Genomic DNA, 14497 nt, shown 5'->3' on the forward strand with positions numbered 1-14497 from the left:
GGCTTTCTCTCTCAAGTCTTGAACCGTCCAGACGGTACAGTAGAAGTGTGAACCGTCCAGACGGTACAGTCAAGCCTCGTGACCACCCGTGACCCCGCCGGAACCCGCGACCGGATCCTGGACGCGCTCGAAACGCTGCTGCTCGACAAGGGTCTGTCCCAGGTGACCCTGGAGAACGTGGCCGCCACCGCGGGCGTCTCCAAGGGCGGACTGCTCTATCACTTCAAGAGCAAGGACGCGCTCATCGCCGGACTGCTGCGCCGGGTCGGCGAGCGCGCCGACGAACAGGTGCGACACGCCGTGGCAGAGGGCCGGTCGGTGGCCGAGTGGTATCTGCAGGCCCCGCACCCCCAGGACGAGACCGACGCCGTCGAACTCGCGCTGTACCGATCCATGCTGGCCGCCATGCGGACCGTCGACGCACCCCGCGATACCGCGCAGGCGGAGACCGACCGGGCGCTGAGCGAGGTGCTGTCCGCCTGGAAGACGGCCCTGGACAACGAGATCGACGATCCGGTCCAGGCCGAGATCGTGCGCCTGGTCGGCGACGGCGTCTATTTGCGGGCCCTGCTCGGCATGCCGCCCATCGACCCGGAGCTGTACCGCCGCGTGGTGGCGCGGTTGCTGTCATCGGGCGACCGAACGCGCTGGTCCGGATAGACTCGGGCGCGTGTTGCCGACCGCCGCCGACTCCGTCGGTTCGCCGACCGGCTCGGTGGGGGGACCGACTTCTACCGAACCGGTGGTTCCGATTCGCCCGATGCAGTTCCGGGAACTGCTGGATCTGCCGTTCGCGCTGATCCAGGCGCGGATCAAGACCTTGGCGGCGCTGCTCGGCGGCGCGGTCGCGGTGGCGTCGGTCGTGGCGATCGCGGGCACCGTGGCGGCGGCCGCGATCACCGACGATTCCGATAGCGGAACCTTCTGGGGCGCACTGGTGGTCACGCTGCTGTGCGCGTGGGCACTGCGCTTGTTCGTGCGCGGGGTCACCGTGCCGATCGGACTGTCGGTCGTGCATCGGAACTCGATGAGCTGGCGTGGCGCGCTCGGGCGGCTGACGTCGAAAATCGGTCCGCTGCTGGGCTATCAGGTGATGTACACGCTCATCGGCGTGGGCGTGCTGGCGATGGGCACTCCCCTGCTCATCACCATTCCGTTCGCGGTGATCTGGCTGGCTTGGCTGCGCGGACGGCGCGCCACCCTGGTGCCCATCGTTTTCGACACGACCACCGGCTACCAGGCCGCCGCCCGACGCGCGAAAACGCTTGTCGGCGGTACGGAATGGCAGCTGGTCGGTCTGTGGCTCTACCTGCGCGGACTGCTGCTGGTGCTGTTGGTCCCGGTGCTCGCGCTGCCGCAGTTCATCGCCGACTTCTCCGGTACCCACCGCTGGACGGTGACCGTCCTGATCATTACCGCCGCACTGCTCATGGTGGCGCTGGGCGAGCTGGTGGAATCGGCCACCCAGGTCGTCATCTATGTGGACCGCCGCTGCCGCCGCGAAGCCTGGGACATTCCGGTGCCGACCGGGGGCGGCCGATGACCGAGACCGACCGGATTCCGGTTCCGCCCGAACCCGCCCTGGGCCCGGCCGCCGCCCACCTGGCCGCCGCCGAGGACGCCGCCCGGCGCGGCGATTTCGGTGCGGCACTGCGCGAACGGTATCGCGCGGTCACCCGCGGGTTGGAGCAGCGCGGGCTGCTCGAGGAGGAACGGGCGCGCACCGCGCGGGAGACCGCCCGTGCCGCCGCCGACACCGTGCCGGACGCGGGTGAATTGCCCTCGGCCGCGCACAGTTTCGACGAGGTCGTCTACGGCGGACGGTTCGGCACCGAGGCGGAGTATCGGCAACTCGAACGGGCGGACCGGTATTCGATCGCGCCGCCGCCCAAGGACGGCCCGGTCGAAATCACCGAGAAACGCAAGACGCGCAAAACCAAGGCCGCCAAGGAGAAGTCGAAGCGGGAACGTCCGGAACTGCCGGAACTGCTGCGAGATTGGCGGTTCTGGGCCGTCGTCATCGGCATATTGCTGGTCGTGCTGCTGGTGTACGCGCTGTCGCAGCTCGGGCCCGCGCCCTCGATGCCGCATCCGTCGACCGATATGCCGAATCCGCCGAGCACACCGCCGCAGCGGCCCGATGTGCCGCCGCCGAACTTCGGTGAGGGCAGCGATTCCATCTTCCACACGCTGCCGAACTGGCTCGCGTTCGGCGGCCTGCAATTCCTCATCGCCTGGGCCGCGGTGCTGTGGTGGCGCGGACGGCGACGCGGCGCGCTGGTGCGCGAACCGCTGCCCGTGGAGGCCCCGGCACAGGAACTGCTGGCCGGACAGGCCGGGCTGTACCGGAAGTCGCGCGATCACGCGCATGTGGCGGACAAACTGCGGGCGGCGTCGCTGCGGCGGCTGCGGCCCGCGCTCGGCCTCACCGCGGAAACCCCGGCCGAACTGGTGGTCGGGACCGTGAGCGCGCGCAGCGGCATGGACCCTGTCGCGGTCCGCGCCGCCCTTTTCGACCCGGTCGCCGATCGGGGCGCCCTGGAACTCGTGGCCGCACAACTCGAATGGATCGAAGCGGAGGTCTTGTGACCGATCTGACCCAGAATGCCGTCGACACCACCAAGATCGACGCCGCCGCGCCGACCGCGCAGGACGCGCACCAGGCGCTGCTGGCCCTGCGCGCCGAGATCGGCAAGGCGGTGGTCGGCAACGACCACGCCGTCATGTTCCTGGTGCTGGCCCTGCTGTGCCGCGGTCACGTGCTGTTGGAAGGCGTTCCGGGCGTGGCCAAGACGCTGCTGGTGCGGGCGCTGGCCACCGCGCTGGACCTCGAGCACGCCCGCATCCAGTTCACCCCGGACCTGATGCCCGGCGATGTCACCGGATCGCAGATCTACGACCCGCACTCGGCCGAATTCACCTTCCGCCGCGGCCCGGTCTTCACCAATCTGCTGCTCGCCGACGAAATCAACCGCACCCCACCGAAAACCCAGTCCGCGCTGCTGGAATCCATGGAGGAGCGCCAGGTTTCGGTGGACGGCGTGCCGCAGCCGCTGCCGGATCCGTTCGTGGTGGTCGCCACCCAGAACCCGATCGAGCAGGAGGGCACCTATCCGCTGCCGGAGGCGCAGCTGGACCGGTTCCTGTTCAAGGTGGACGTCCAATTGCCCGGGCGCGACGACGAATTCCGCATTCTGCAGCGGCACGCCGCCGGATTCGACCCCCGGGACCTGAACGCGGCCGGACTGCGCCCGGTGGCCACCGCCGCCCACCTCGCGGCCGCGCGCGCCGCCGTCGCCCAGGTCGCCATCAGCCCCGAGGTGCTCGCGTACACCGTCGACATCTGCCGGGCCACCCGCACCTCCCCCGCCGTGGCGCACGGCGCGTCCACCCGCGGCGCGACCGCGCTCATGGCCGCCGCGCGCGCCTTCGCCTGGCTGAACGGGCGCGCCTACACCACCCCCGACGATGTGAAAGCCGTTGCGACCGCGGTACTCCGGCACCGGCTGCACCTGCGGCCCGAACACGAGGTGGAGGGCGTCACCGCCGAGGGCGTCATGGCCGCGCTGCTCATGTCCGTCCCCGTTCCGGTGTAGGCCGTGGTCGTCACCGGACGGCTGGCCGCCGCGGCCGTGCTCGCGGCCCTGTTCGTCACGCTGGTGCTGCCGTCGTGGCTCGGCGTGGCCATCGCGACGCTGGCGCTGGCCGCGCTCATCGCCGTCGACCTGGCCGCCCTGGGATCACCGGGCGCACTGGAGCTTTCGCGGGCGCCGATCACCACCGTGCGCACCGGACGCGGCATCGAGGTGGAATTGGCGGTGCTCAATACCGGGACGCGTCCGGCGCGCGGCACGCTGTGGGACGACTGGCCGCCGAGCGCGCACGCCCGCCACCGCACCCACCCGCTGAATCTGCCGCCCAACACCAGGATTCGCCTGCGCACCGAACTGACCCCGGACTATCACGGCGACCGGGTGGCCGGTCCGGTGACGCTGCGCCTGCTCGGCCCGCTGGGCGTGGCCGGACGCCAGGTGCGCCGGGAGGTGCCCGCCCGGCTGCGCGCGCTGCCCCCGTTCCGCAGCGAGCGACTGCTGGCCTCGAAGGTCCGGCAACTGCAGCAGCTGGAGGGCCGCAACACCACCACGATTCGCGGCCAGGGCACCGAATTCGATTCGTTCCGTGAGTATGTGGCGGGCGACGATGTCCGCACCATCGACTGGCGGGCCACCGCGCGCGCCAATGACGTACTGGTGCGCACCTGGCGGCCGGAGCGCAATCGCCACGTGGTGCTGGTGCTCGACACCGGCCGGGTGAGCGCGGGCCGGGTCGGCTCCCCGAGTACCGGCGACAGCACCCGACTGGACGCCAGCATCGAGGCGGCCCTGCTACTGGGCGGACTGGCGGCCGCGGGCGGCGATTCGGTGGATCTGCTGGCCTACGACCGCCGCGTGCGCACCGAGGTGCGCGGCATCGGCGGAAAACGCCTGCAGGTCAAGCTCATGCACGCGCTGGCCGGACTCACCCCCGAACTGGTCGACACCGACTATCAGGGCCTGCTGCGGGCGACCCTGCGGCGCGCCCGCCGCCGCAGCCTGGTGGTGTGGTTCACCCACCTCGATGCCGCGACCGTGCAGGAGGGCCTGCTCCCGGTGCTGCCGGTGTTGGCCGAACGCCATCGCGTGCTGGTGGTCTCGGTGACCGATCCGGAGGTGGCGGCCGCCGCGACCCGGCGCTCGGGTCTGGACGACCTCTATGCCGCGGCCGCCGCCGAGAACGTCATCGCCGAGCACGCGGTGGCCCGGGAAACCCTGCGCCGCAAGGGCGTCCGCGTCATCGCCGCCGCACCCGACCGGCTGCCCGAGGCGCTGGCGGACGAATACCTGGAACTCAAGCAGACCGGAGCGCTGTAGTCGGCATAGCCACCGGCCGCCCCGTCGCGTAAGGCGCGGGCGGGATGGCCCGGCGCTGCCGCTCGGCCAGCACCGCGCCCAGAATGTGCAGGGGCGGATACCCGTTCGGCGGCGGCGTGCGCAGCCGCGCGCACACCGCGATCACCAGTGCCCGCCCCAGCTGATCCTGGACCTCCGGGGTGAGGGTCCGGAAGCGCAGCAGGTACTTGCGCGTCGAGAGCGCCAAATCGTCGGGGAGACCGGACAAATCGAGCTGCCGCGCCCAACCCGCCAGCCACGGCGGTGGTGCGGCCAACGCGGCGAAGGGCAGGCGGCTGCGATCGTGCACCACCACGGTCCCCGCCAGCGCGTCCCCCACCCGCCGCGCCTGCGGTGAGCACATCGACACCACGATGGCGATCAGCCCCGTGCCCAGCATCCAGAAGTCCACGATTCCGGCCAGCCCCCGCGTCACCGCGTGCCGAAAGTCGATGGGCCCGCCGTCGACGCGCACCACCCGCAGACCCACCGCCATCTTCCCCACCGACCGACCGCGCGAGAACGTCTCGAACAGCACCGGATACCCGATCAACGCGCTCACCCCGGCCACCAGCATCGCGGCGTCGCGCCAGGCGGAATCCGCACCCGCCCACACCAGCAGCACGATGAACAGCAGCGTCAACAGGATGCCGATGATGATCTGCAGGATGAGGTCGAGCAGGAACGCCGCCGCCCGGGTCGGAATCCGCGCGATGGGCAGTTCGACGGCGACGGCCTCGCCGGTGGTGAACAGTGCCATGGGTCGTCTTCCTCCGCCGGATGAGATCGCGATGGATAGCATTCTGTCAGCGGCAGCGCAGGAGGGGTACCGATGGATCTGGACGCCTACACGTTCGTGCACAAGCCCGAATGGGACCGGCTCGACCATTTGGCCTCGCGCGGTAAGCGACTCACCGGCGCGGAGGCCGACGAGCTGGTGCGGCGGTACCGGCTGGCCTCGCAGCAGCTGGCGCGCCTGCAGACCCGCGAGGCGGATCCCGAACTCATCGCCGGACTTTCGGCCGTGCTGACCCGGGCGCGCGGTCGCATACTGAGCGCCCGCATCGACACCCTGCGGGAGATCGGCTACTTCTTCACCCACCGCTTCCCCGCCGCCGTGTACCGGGCCTGGCCCTGGTGGGTGTCGGTGGCGTCGGTGTTCCTGCTGGGCTCGGCGGCGCTGGGGGCCTGGGTGGCCAATTCCGAGGCCGCGCGCCGACATCTCGGACTGGACACGGATACAGATGCCTTGACACGCCCCGGTGGCGAATTCGAGACCTACTACTACGAGCATTCGCACGACGCGTTCGCCGCCAAGGTGTGGACCAACAACGCGTGGGTGTCGGCCATGGTGCTGTTCCTCGGCGTGCTCATCCTGCCCGCGGTCTACATGCTGTTCATGAACGCGCTGAACCTCGGGATCAGCGCCGGGCTGATGGCCGCGGCCGGACGCCTGGGCCCGTTCTTCGGCTGGCTGCTGCCGCACGGAATGCTGGAGCTCACAGCCGTTTTCGTGGCGGGCGGGGCCGGTCTGAAGCTGGGCTGGACGCTCATCGACCCGGGCCGCGAGAGCCGGGCGCGGGCGCTGGCCCGACAGGGGCGGGCGACGGCCGTGATCGCCCTCGGACTGGTGGGCGTGCTGCTGGTTTCCGGCTTCCTGGAGGGCTTCGTGACGCCCAGCGGACTGCCCACCGCACTGCGGGTCGGTATCGGGGCGCTGGCCGAACTCGCGTTCGTCGGCTACGTACTCGGGCGGGGAAGGATCGCGATGCGCGAGCTGGAGGCGGGGGATCACCCGGAGCACATCACGGGCTATTCGATCGAGAAGGGTCCGGAACCGGTTGTGGGAGTGGCGACTTCGTAGTCGCGGAACCGTTCGGATTGATTTCCACTGGCCGCAGCGAGTCCGGCTCAGCTGCGGCCAGCGTTGCCGATGACTCTACACAATCGTTATGGCTACGCAACCTCCGACTTGCCCCGCAAGCGTATATGTCGACCAGGCGAAACACCCCTTCCCACTGGGGAACCCGGCAAGATCGCTAATTCTCGGCATCCACTTAGCGGACGGTCTGCCGAAACCCAGAAAACTGGACTCGCGGTCGCCTTCTGACCCGAGTTTCAACCCCTTGCGTGCGATGTGTTTCGAAGCCCGCCGGAAGGTTTGCGAAAAAGGCGCAAGTTTTCCGCTAACCACCGGTTCAACCCACGTTAAGCTGGCGTTTCGTCGCAGCTAGCGCCGTTTGCCCACCGATCGCCATCCGTCAAACAAACCGAAAGTTTGTTTGGCACCGTTTTAGCCAAATGATCATCAGGCAATACCTGGACGTAATCGGACACATACCCCAAACGGCATCTTCCGGCAAACGATTTTCACCCCCACGACGCCCCGAAATCGCCCTCCGGCAACGCCTCCGGCGCCCCTCCCCGACCAGGGTGTGCGATCTTCGTCACATCCGGTTTGACCTGGGAACTTCCTGGTCGCGCCGAGCGGAGTCCCCGCGGCGAGGACTCGGTCGCGCACTCCGGACCGCGAACCCGGGCCGGACATAGCAGAAGGCCCCGATCCAATGGATCGGGGCCTTCTCGGTGGGCGAAGGGGGACTTGAACCCCCACGTCCTTACGGACACTGGCACCTGAAGCCAGCGCGTCTGCCATTCCGCCACTCGCCCGGAGCGACGTGAAGAAAACTATCACGGGGTACGCGCCAAAACGAAATCGCCTGGTTATCGGGGGTACGCGGCCGAGATCGTGATGTAGCTACGACGCGGGAACCTTGGCTCGCCGCCAAGAGTTACAGGTGTGGACGATCGTGGATATCATGCAATCACCGTGTCCCTGCGGCGACACGCCATGTCTGCGTGTTGCCATCTCGGACGCAATGTTCGAGCTCGGGCACCTCACGCACGCCACGGCCGGTCACGAACGACACGACGCACGCTTCCTCGCGGGGAGCGTCGAAAACCCTGGAAGGGAGGGGGCTCAATGGGGATCGTTTCCCGTTTCGAACGCCGTCTCCAAGGGGCTGTCGGGGATGTGTTCGCCCGCGCCTTCGGCGGGAGCGTCGTACCCCAGGAGGTCGAGGCCGCACTGCAGCGTGAGGCCACCGACCATGTCCAGGATCTCGGCGGGGGCCATCTCTTGGCGCCCAACAGCTATGTCATCACCGTCAACGAGTCCGATCTTCGGCAGCTCGTCGCGGGTGAGGGCCAGCCGGAACGCGATCTGGCCGCGCAGGATTACGAGCTCACCAAGCGCGCATTCACCAAACATCTGCAGGATTACATCCGTGAGCAAGGGTGGCAGACCTACGGCGAAGTGCACGTGGAGTTCGAGGCATCCCCTACGCTGCACACCGGACAGTTCAGGACACGCGGCCGGGTGGATCCGGACGCGGGTGGGCGGGCAGGCCCGTCACCGGGTCCTGAACGTCCACAACGACCCAACCCGCAACCAGGAGCTGGCCCCATGACGCAGAACTCAGGCTACGACCCAAGCCGTGAGCCCGCGGAGTCCGATCCGCGGAACCGCGGGTACGCGCCCCCGCCTGCGGGCCGCCCCGGTCAGCAGGGGTACGGCGATTACGGCCGCGGTGGCCAGCAGGGCTATGAACAGGGCGGCTACGGCCAGTCCGAACAGGGCTACGCCGATTACCAGAACGGCTACGACTACCAGCAGCAGGGCGGCGGCTACGGCCAGCAGGGCTACGCCGACCAGGGCTACGGCCAGCAGGGGTACGGCCAGTCCGAGCAGGCCTACGGTCAGCAGCCGGGGTACGCCGATCAGGCGTACGGCCAGCAGCACGGCTACGAGCAGGGCTACGCGGACCAGGGCTACGGCCAGCAGCAGGGGTACGCCGATCAGGGGTACGGCCAGCAGCCGGGCTACGGCCAGCCGGGCTACGCGGACCAGGGCGGCTACGGCCAGCCGGGCTACGCCGAGCCGGGCTACGGCCAGCAGCCGGGGTACGGCCAGCAGGGCTACGACCAGTACCCGGATCAGGCCGGTTACGGCGACGATCAGGCCTACGGCCAGCCGGGCTACGGTCAGCAGGGCGGCTACGGCGCGGGCGCCGCGCCCGCGCGCGGCGGCTCGAGCTACTCGGCCACGCTGCAGCTCGACGACGGCTCCGGCCGCACCTACCAGTTGCGCGAGGGCAGCAACATCATCGGCCGCGGCCAGGACGCGCACTTCCGACTGCCGGACACCGGAGTTTCCCGGCGGCACATCGAGGTTCGCTGGGACGGCCAGACCGCGATGCTCTCGGACCTCGGTTCGACCAATGGCACGCTGGTCAACGGGTCACCCGTCCAGGATTGGCAGCTGGCCGACGGGGATGTGATCCGCGCCGGACATTCCGAGATCCTGATCCGGATCGTCTGATCCCGTAAGCTCGCGGTGCAGGTCACGATATGGCTAGGAATTCCTCGGTCGTATCGTGATCGCAACCGGTCGACGGCCCTATGATGCTGCCAACACTCGCGGCGGAGTCTGGTCGCGCTAACCAGCAGAGCACCGACGCTGACCAGCAACACACCGGTTGGGGGTCACGGAGCCATACCTCCGTAACTTGCCCGTACCTACGACACGGTCGAACAGGAGGTGGAGCACCGTGCAGGGATTGATCCTGCAATTGACCCGTGCGGGGTTCCTGCTGTTGCTGTGGCTGTTCGTGTGGGCGGTGCTCCGGACCCTGCGCAGCGATATCTACGCGGCATCCGGCCTCCGGGTCGCGCCTCGGGCCGCAGGCGGTTCCGCGGTGCTCCCATCGTTTCGCCGGGGCCAGAAGGGCGCCAAATATCTCGTGGTGACTCAGGGTTCTCTCGCCGGCACCCGTATCTCGCTCGGCACGCAGCCGGTGCTGATCGGGCGCGCCGACGACTCCACTTTGGTCCTCACCGACGACTACGCCTCCACCCGCCACGCGCGACTGTCTCCGCGCGGTGAGGATTGGTATGTCGAGGATCTCGGTTCCACCAACGGGACCTACCTCGACCGGTCGAAGGTCACCACTCCGGTGCGAGTTCCACTCGGCACCCCTGTCCGTGTCGGCAAGACAGTGATCGAGCTGCGATCGTGACTCTTGTTCTCCGCTACGCAGCGCGTAGCGACCGTGGTCTCGTCCGAGCCAATAACGAGGATTCCGTCTACGCGGGCGCGCGACTGCTCGCGCTGGCCGACGGCATGGGCGGCCACGCCGCCGGTGAGGTCGCCTCGCAGCTGATGATCGCCGCGCTGGCGCATCTGGACGACGACGAACCCGGAGACGATCTGCTCGGCAAGCTCAATCGTGCTGTGCACGAGGGCAATGCCGCCATCGCCGACCAGGTCGAGGAGGAGCCCGAACTCGACGGCATGGGCACCACGCTCACCGCCATCCTGTTCGCCGGGCGCAAACTCGGCCTCGCGCACATCGGCGATTCCCGCGCCTACATGCTCCGCGAGGGTCAGCTGACCCAGATCACCCGCGACGACACCTTCGTGCAGTCGCTGGTGGACGAGGGCCGAATCACCCCGGAGCAGGCCCACACTCATCCGCAGCGCTCGCTGATCATGCGCGCGCTGACCGGCAACGAGATCGATCCCACCCTGGTGGTGCGCGAGGCGCGCGCCGGGGACCGGTATCTGCTGTGCTCGGACGGCCTCTCGGACGTGGTCAGCGACGAGACCATCGCCAACACCCTGCGCGAGGGCACCACCGACGAGGCGGCGGACCGCCTCATCGAATTGGCCCTGCGCAGTGGCGGTCCCGACAATGTGACCGTGGTCGTCGCCGACGTCATCGACCTGGACTACGGCCAGAGCCACCCCATCGTGGCGGGCGCGGCCTCCGGTGAGGACGAGGACACGCCCCCGCCGAACACCGCCGCGGGCCGGGCCGCCGCCATGCGCCCGCCGCGCGCCACCCCGCGCCGCGCGGTGCAGACGCCCGAACCCGAACCGCCCAAGAAGAGTCACAAGCTGCGCTGGCTGGCGCTGTCGTTGGCCCTGCTGGTGGCCGTGGGCGCGGGACTCACCGTGGGCTACAACATGATTCGCAGCAACTACTACGTCGGCGTGGACGGCGAGAAGGTGGTCGTGCTGCGCGGCCTGCCCGGTTCGGTGCTGGGCTACTCCATTCGCGATGTGGATCAGGTCGGATGTGTCACGCGCGCGGGCGAATTGACGCTGACCGGGTCCGGTGACAAGTTCCCCTCCGGTTGTGCCCAGTTGACCCGCAACGATCTTCGCCCCAGCGGCCGGGATTCGGTGGACAAGGGTCTGCCGCCGGGCTCGCGCGACGACGCCGTGAAGCAGATCCGCAATCTGGTGCAGACCGAGCTGCTGCCGCCGTGCGAGAAGGCGCAGCCGCCCGCGCCGAGCACCCCGGTGCCCCCGCCCGCCACCGACCCGAATCAGCCGGGCGGCGCGGTCACCACCACGCCCGCCGCGCCGACCACCCCGGCTGCGCCCGGCGGCCTCACCGGCGGTGAGCGCACCGGCGAACCCCACACCCTGGAACCCCACAAGTCCGACCAGCCGACCGCTCCTGTCACCACCACCACGGCTCCGCAGACTCCGGGGCAGAACTGCAGGATGGCGGACTGATGTCCGCACCGGCACCGCCGTCCACTGGGGCCTTCCCCAGTCCGCCCGGCGGATTCGCTCCTGCGCCGCCGCCCGCCACCCGGCGCAATGTCGAGTTGTTGCTGCTGGGTCTGGCCGCCGTCATCACGACGGTGTCGCTGGTGCTGGTGGAGGCCAGTCAGGAGCAGGCGATCACCTGGGAGATCGCCAAACTCGGTGCCGCGTACCTGGCCCTGTTCGGGGTGGCGCATCTGGCGGTGCGGCGGTTCGCGGCCTTCGCCGATCCCCTCCTACTACCGATCGCGGCGCTGCTGAACGGGTTGGGCCTGGTGATCATTCACCGCATCGACCTAGCGCAGGCACAGGACGCCGCCTTCGCCTCCCTGCCCATCCCCTCCCCCGACGCCAACCAGCAGGTGCTGTGGACGGGGTTGGGGATGGTGGTTTTCATGGGGTTGTTGATCGTGCTGCGTGACTACCGGAGCCTGGCCCGCTACGCCTACACCCTCGGACTGATCGGTGTGATCGCGCTGGCGCTGCCCGCGGTGCTGCCGGACCGGTATTCGATGGTGAACGGCGCGAAGATCTGGATTCGCCTGCCCGGCTTCAGTGTTCAGCCCGGCGAGTTCGCCAAGATCGCGTTGATCGTGTTCTTCGCGGGCGTGCTGGTGTCCAAGCGCGACCTGTTCACCGGCGCGGGCAAGCACGTGTTCGGCATGGAGTTGCCGCGCATGCGCGATATGGGTCCGGTGCTGCTGGTGTGGATGCTCTCGGTGGGCGTGCTGGTGGTGGAGAAGGATCTGGGCACCTGCCTGCTGATCTTCTGCACCGTGCTGTGCATGCTCTACATCGCGACCGAGCGGGTGGGCTGGGTCGTGGTCGGCATGGCGCTGCTGGCGATCGGATTCGTGTTCGCCTACAACATGTTCGGGCATGTGCGGGTCCGGGTGGAGACCTGGCTGCATCCCTTCGCCGACTACTCCAATACCGGCTATCAGATCTCGCAGTCGCTGTTCGGGCTGGCCACCGGCGGATTGGCCGGGACCGGGCTGGGTAGCGGGCGGCCCTCGCAGGTGCCGTTCGCCAAGACCGACTTCATCATTTCCGCGATCGGGGAGGAACTCGGCCTGATCGGGCTGACCGCCATCCTGATGTTGTTCTGCGTGTTCACCATTCGCGGCATCCGCACCGCGCTGGCCATTCGCGACAGCTTCGGCAAGCTGCTGGCCGCGGGGCTGGCCTTCACCATCGCCATCCAGGTGTTCGTGGTGGTCGGCGGTGTCACCAAGCTGATTCCGCTGACCGGTCTGACCACGCCGTTCATGTCCTACGGCGGTTCGTCGCTGCTGGCCAACTACGTGCTGCTGGGTCTGCTGATCAAGGTGTCCGACGCCGCGCGGCGTCCGGCCCCCGCGCGCAAGCGGGCCGAGCCGGTCGTCCCGATCGCCGACGCGTCGACGCAACTGCTGCGCAAGGTCGAGGGCAAGGTCGAGGGGGGTGCCGCGTGAACACGCCTCTGCGCCGGGTGGCGCTGGCGGTCATGGTGATGATCGTCGCGCTGCTGGCCAATGCCACCTACGTACAGGTGTTCAAGGCGGACAGCCTGCGCAACGATCCGCGCAATGTGCGAGTCCTGTTGGACGAGTACGCGCGTCAGCGTGGCCAGATCTCCGCCTCGGGCACGGTGCTGGCGAGTTCGGTGGCCACCGACGACCGCTACAAGTACCTGCGCACCTACCCGACCGATCCGCTGGCCTACGCGCCCGCCACCGGCTACTACTCGATGCAGTACGGCAGCAACGGGCTCGAGCACGCCGAGGACTCGGTGCTCAACGGTTCGGACAACAGCCTTTTCGGGCGACGGCTCATCGACATGATCTCCGGCCGGGACCCGCGCGGCGGCAATGTGGTGACCACGCTCAACCCGGTCATGCAGAAGGTGGCCTACGAGCAGCTGACCGCCAAGAACCTGACCGGTTCGGTGGTGGCCATCGAGCCGAGCACCGGGCGCATCCTGACCATGGTGTCCACGCCCTCCTACGATCCGAACCTGCTGGCCGGGCACGACGGCGCGGCCACCCAGAAGACCTGGGAGCAGCTGCAGCAGGATCCGCGCCAGCCCATGCTGAATCGGGCCGTCTCGCAGACCTATCCGCCGGGCTCGACCTTCAAGGTGATCGTGACCGCGGCCGCGCTGTCCAACGGCATCGCCAAGCCCGACGATCAGTTCACCGCCGCGCCGCGGATCACGCTGCCCGACACCGCCACCACGCTGGAGAACTACAACGGCAGCCACTGCGGTCCCGGCGATGCCCAAACCGCTTCTCTCACCGAGGCTTTCAAGTACTCGTGTAACACCGCCTTCGCGGAGCTCGGTATGAAGGTGGGCGCGGCCAAACTCAAGGACGAGGCCAACGCGTTCGGAATCGGGACCCAGCATCCCAATATTCCGATCCCGTGGGCGGACAGCACCGTCGGCACCATTCCCGACAGTGCGGCCATGGCCCAGTCCAGCATCGGACAGCGCGATGTGGCGCTCACCCCGCTCGACAACGCGGTCATCGCTGCCACCATCGCCAATGGCGGCGTGCGGATGAAGCCGTATCTGGTGGACCAGCTGCAGGCGCCCGACCTGAGCACGCTGGAGACCACCAAGCCGACCTCGGTGGGGCAGGCGGTCACCCCGCAGGTGGCCACCCAGATCACCAATCTGATGCTGGAGTCGGAGAAGAACACACAGGGAGGGACTCAGCCGCGCTCGTACCAGATCGCGTCCAAGACCGGTACGGCCGAGCACGGCAACGATCCGCGCAACACCCCGCCGCATGCCTGGTACATCGCCTTCGCACCGGCGCAGAACCCGAAGATCGCGATCGCGGTGATCGTGGAGAACGGCGGCGACCGCGCCCTGGCCGCGACCGGTGGTTCGGTGGCCGCGCCCATCGCCCGGGCGGTGCTGGACGCCGGGCTGGGGGGCTGAACGACGATGAAAGTGCAAGGTAGA

The 14497-nt window shown here is 68.7% G+C and carries 12 protein-coding genes and 1 tRNA gene; 11 read left to right on the forward strand and 2 right to left on the reverse strand.

What is annotated here, in order from left to right:
- The first annotated feature begins 78 nt into the window (after positions 1-78).
- The 5 genes from VMT65_RS33570 to VMT65_RS33590 are packed head-to-tail and all read left to right on the forward strand — an operon-like array spanning position 79 to position 4910.
- Positions 79-660 carry a TetR/AcrR family transcriptional regulator gene (locus VMT65_RS33570; RefSeq protein ID WP_326312698.1) on the forward strand — a complete coding sequence of 194 codons (582 nt, stop codon included), beginning with the start codon at positions 79-81 and terminating at the stop codon, positions 658-660.
- A gap of 10 nt (positions 661-670) precedes the next feature.
- Positions 671-1543 carry a hypothetical protein gene (locus tag VMT65_RS33575; protein WP_326312699.1) on the forward strand — a complete coding sequence of 291 codons (873 nt, stop codon included), beginning with the start codon at positions 671-673 and terminating at the stop codon, positions 1541-1543.
- Entirely contained in the window at positions 1540-2589 is a 1050-nt protein-coding gene (locus VMT65_RS33580) for a DUF4129 domain-containing protein (RefSeq protein WP_326312700.1), read from the forward strand. The genes VMT65_RS33575 and VMT65_RS33580 overlap by 4 nt, the downstream gene beginning before the upstream one ends.
- A gap of 5 nt (positions 2590-2594) precedes the next feature.
- Positions 2595-3596: an AAA family ATPase gene (locus VMT65_RS33585; protein ID WP_442790361.1), complete on the forward strand. Its 1002-nt coding sequence runs from the start codon at positions 2595-2597 to the stop codon at positions 3594-3596.
- 3 nt (positions 3597-3599) lie between these two features.
- Complete coding sequence (locus tag VMT65_RS33590) at positions 3600-4910, forward strand: DUF58 domain-containing protein (RefSeq protein WP_326312701.1); 1311 nt, start codon at positions 3600-3602, stop codon at positions 4908-4910.
- Here VMT65_RS33590 and VMT65_RS33595 read toward each other — a convergent pair.
- On the reverse strand, positions 4888-5688 hold the full coding sequence (locus tag VMT65_RS33595) for an RDD family protein (RefSeq protein ID WP_326312702.1): 801 nt from the start codon (positions 5686-5688) through the stop codon (positions 4888-4890). The two genes, VMT65_RS33590 and VMT65_RS33595, sit on opposite strands and share 23 nt — an antisense overlap.
- Before the next feature lie 72 nt (positions 5689-5760).
- Between VMT65_RS33595 and VMT65_RS33600 the strand changes: the two genes are divergently transcribed.
- Positions 5761-6792 (forward strand): stage II sporulation protein M, encoded by a 1032-nt coding sequence (locus tag VMT65_RS33600; protein ID WP_326312703.1) that lies wholly within the window; start codon positions 5761-5763, stop codon positions 6790-6792.
- A gap of 723 nt (positions 6793-7515) precedes the next feature.
- On the opposite strand, the gene VMT65_RS33605 is transcribed toward VMT65_RS33600, so the two are convergent.
- A tRNA-Leu gene (locus VMT65_RS33605) sits at positions 7516-7598 on the reverse strand.
- Positions 7599-7911: 313 nt separating this feature from the next.
- On the opposite strand from VMT65_RS33605, the gene VMT65_RS33610 reads away from it, so the two are divergent.
- The 5 genes from VMT65_RS33610 (at position 7912) to VMT65_RS33630 (ending at position 14473) form a co-directional block, all read left to right on the forward strand.
- On the forward strand, positions 7912-9309 hold the full coding sequence (locus VMT65_RS33610) for a DUF3662 and FHA domain-containing protein (protein WP_326312704.1): 1398 nt from the start codon (positions 7912-7914) through the stop codon (positions 9307-9309).
- Between the two features lie 229 nt (positions 9310-9538).
- Positions 9539-10006 carry an FHA domain-containing protein FhaB/FipA gene (locus tag VMT65_RS33615; protein ID WP_040862589.1) on the forward strand — a complete coding sequence of 156 codons (468 nt, stop codon included), beginning with the start codon at positions 9539-9541 and terminating at the stop codon, positions 10004-10006.
- Positions 10003-11514 (forward strand): PP2C family protein-serine/threonine phosphatase, encoded by a 1512-nt coding sequence (locus VMT65_RS33620; RefSeq protein ID WP_326312705.1) that lies wholly within the window; start codon positions 10003-10005, stop codon positions 11512-11514. Before VMT65_RS33615 ends, VMT65_RS33620 begins: the two co-directional genes overlap by 4 nt.
- Positions 11514-13001, forward strand: a complete 1488-nt coding sequence (locus VMT65_RS33625; RefSeq protein ID WP_326312706.1) for an FtsW/RodA/SpoVE family cell cycle protein — start codon at positions 11514-11516, stop codon at positions 12999-13001. The genes VMT65_RS33620 and VMT65_RS33625 overlap by 1 nt, the downstream gene beginning before the upstream one ends.
- Positions 12998-14473 (forward strand): peptidoglycan D,D-transpeptidase FtsI family protein, encoded by a 1476-nt coding sequence (locus VMT65_RS33630; RefSeq protein WP_326312707.1) that lies wholly within the window; start codon positions 12998-13000, stop codon positions 14471-14473. The genes VMT65_RS33625 and VMT65_RS33630 overlap by 4 nt, the downstream gene beginning before the upstream one ends.
- The last annotated feature ends 24 nt before the right edge of the window (positions 14474-14497 follow it).

The organism is Nocardia sp. CDC153 (assembly GCF_035818515.1).
Taxonomy (GTDB): Bacteria; Actinomycetota; Actinomycetes; order Mycobacteriales; family Mycobacteriaceae; genus Nocardia.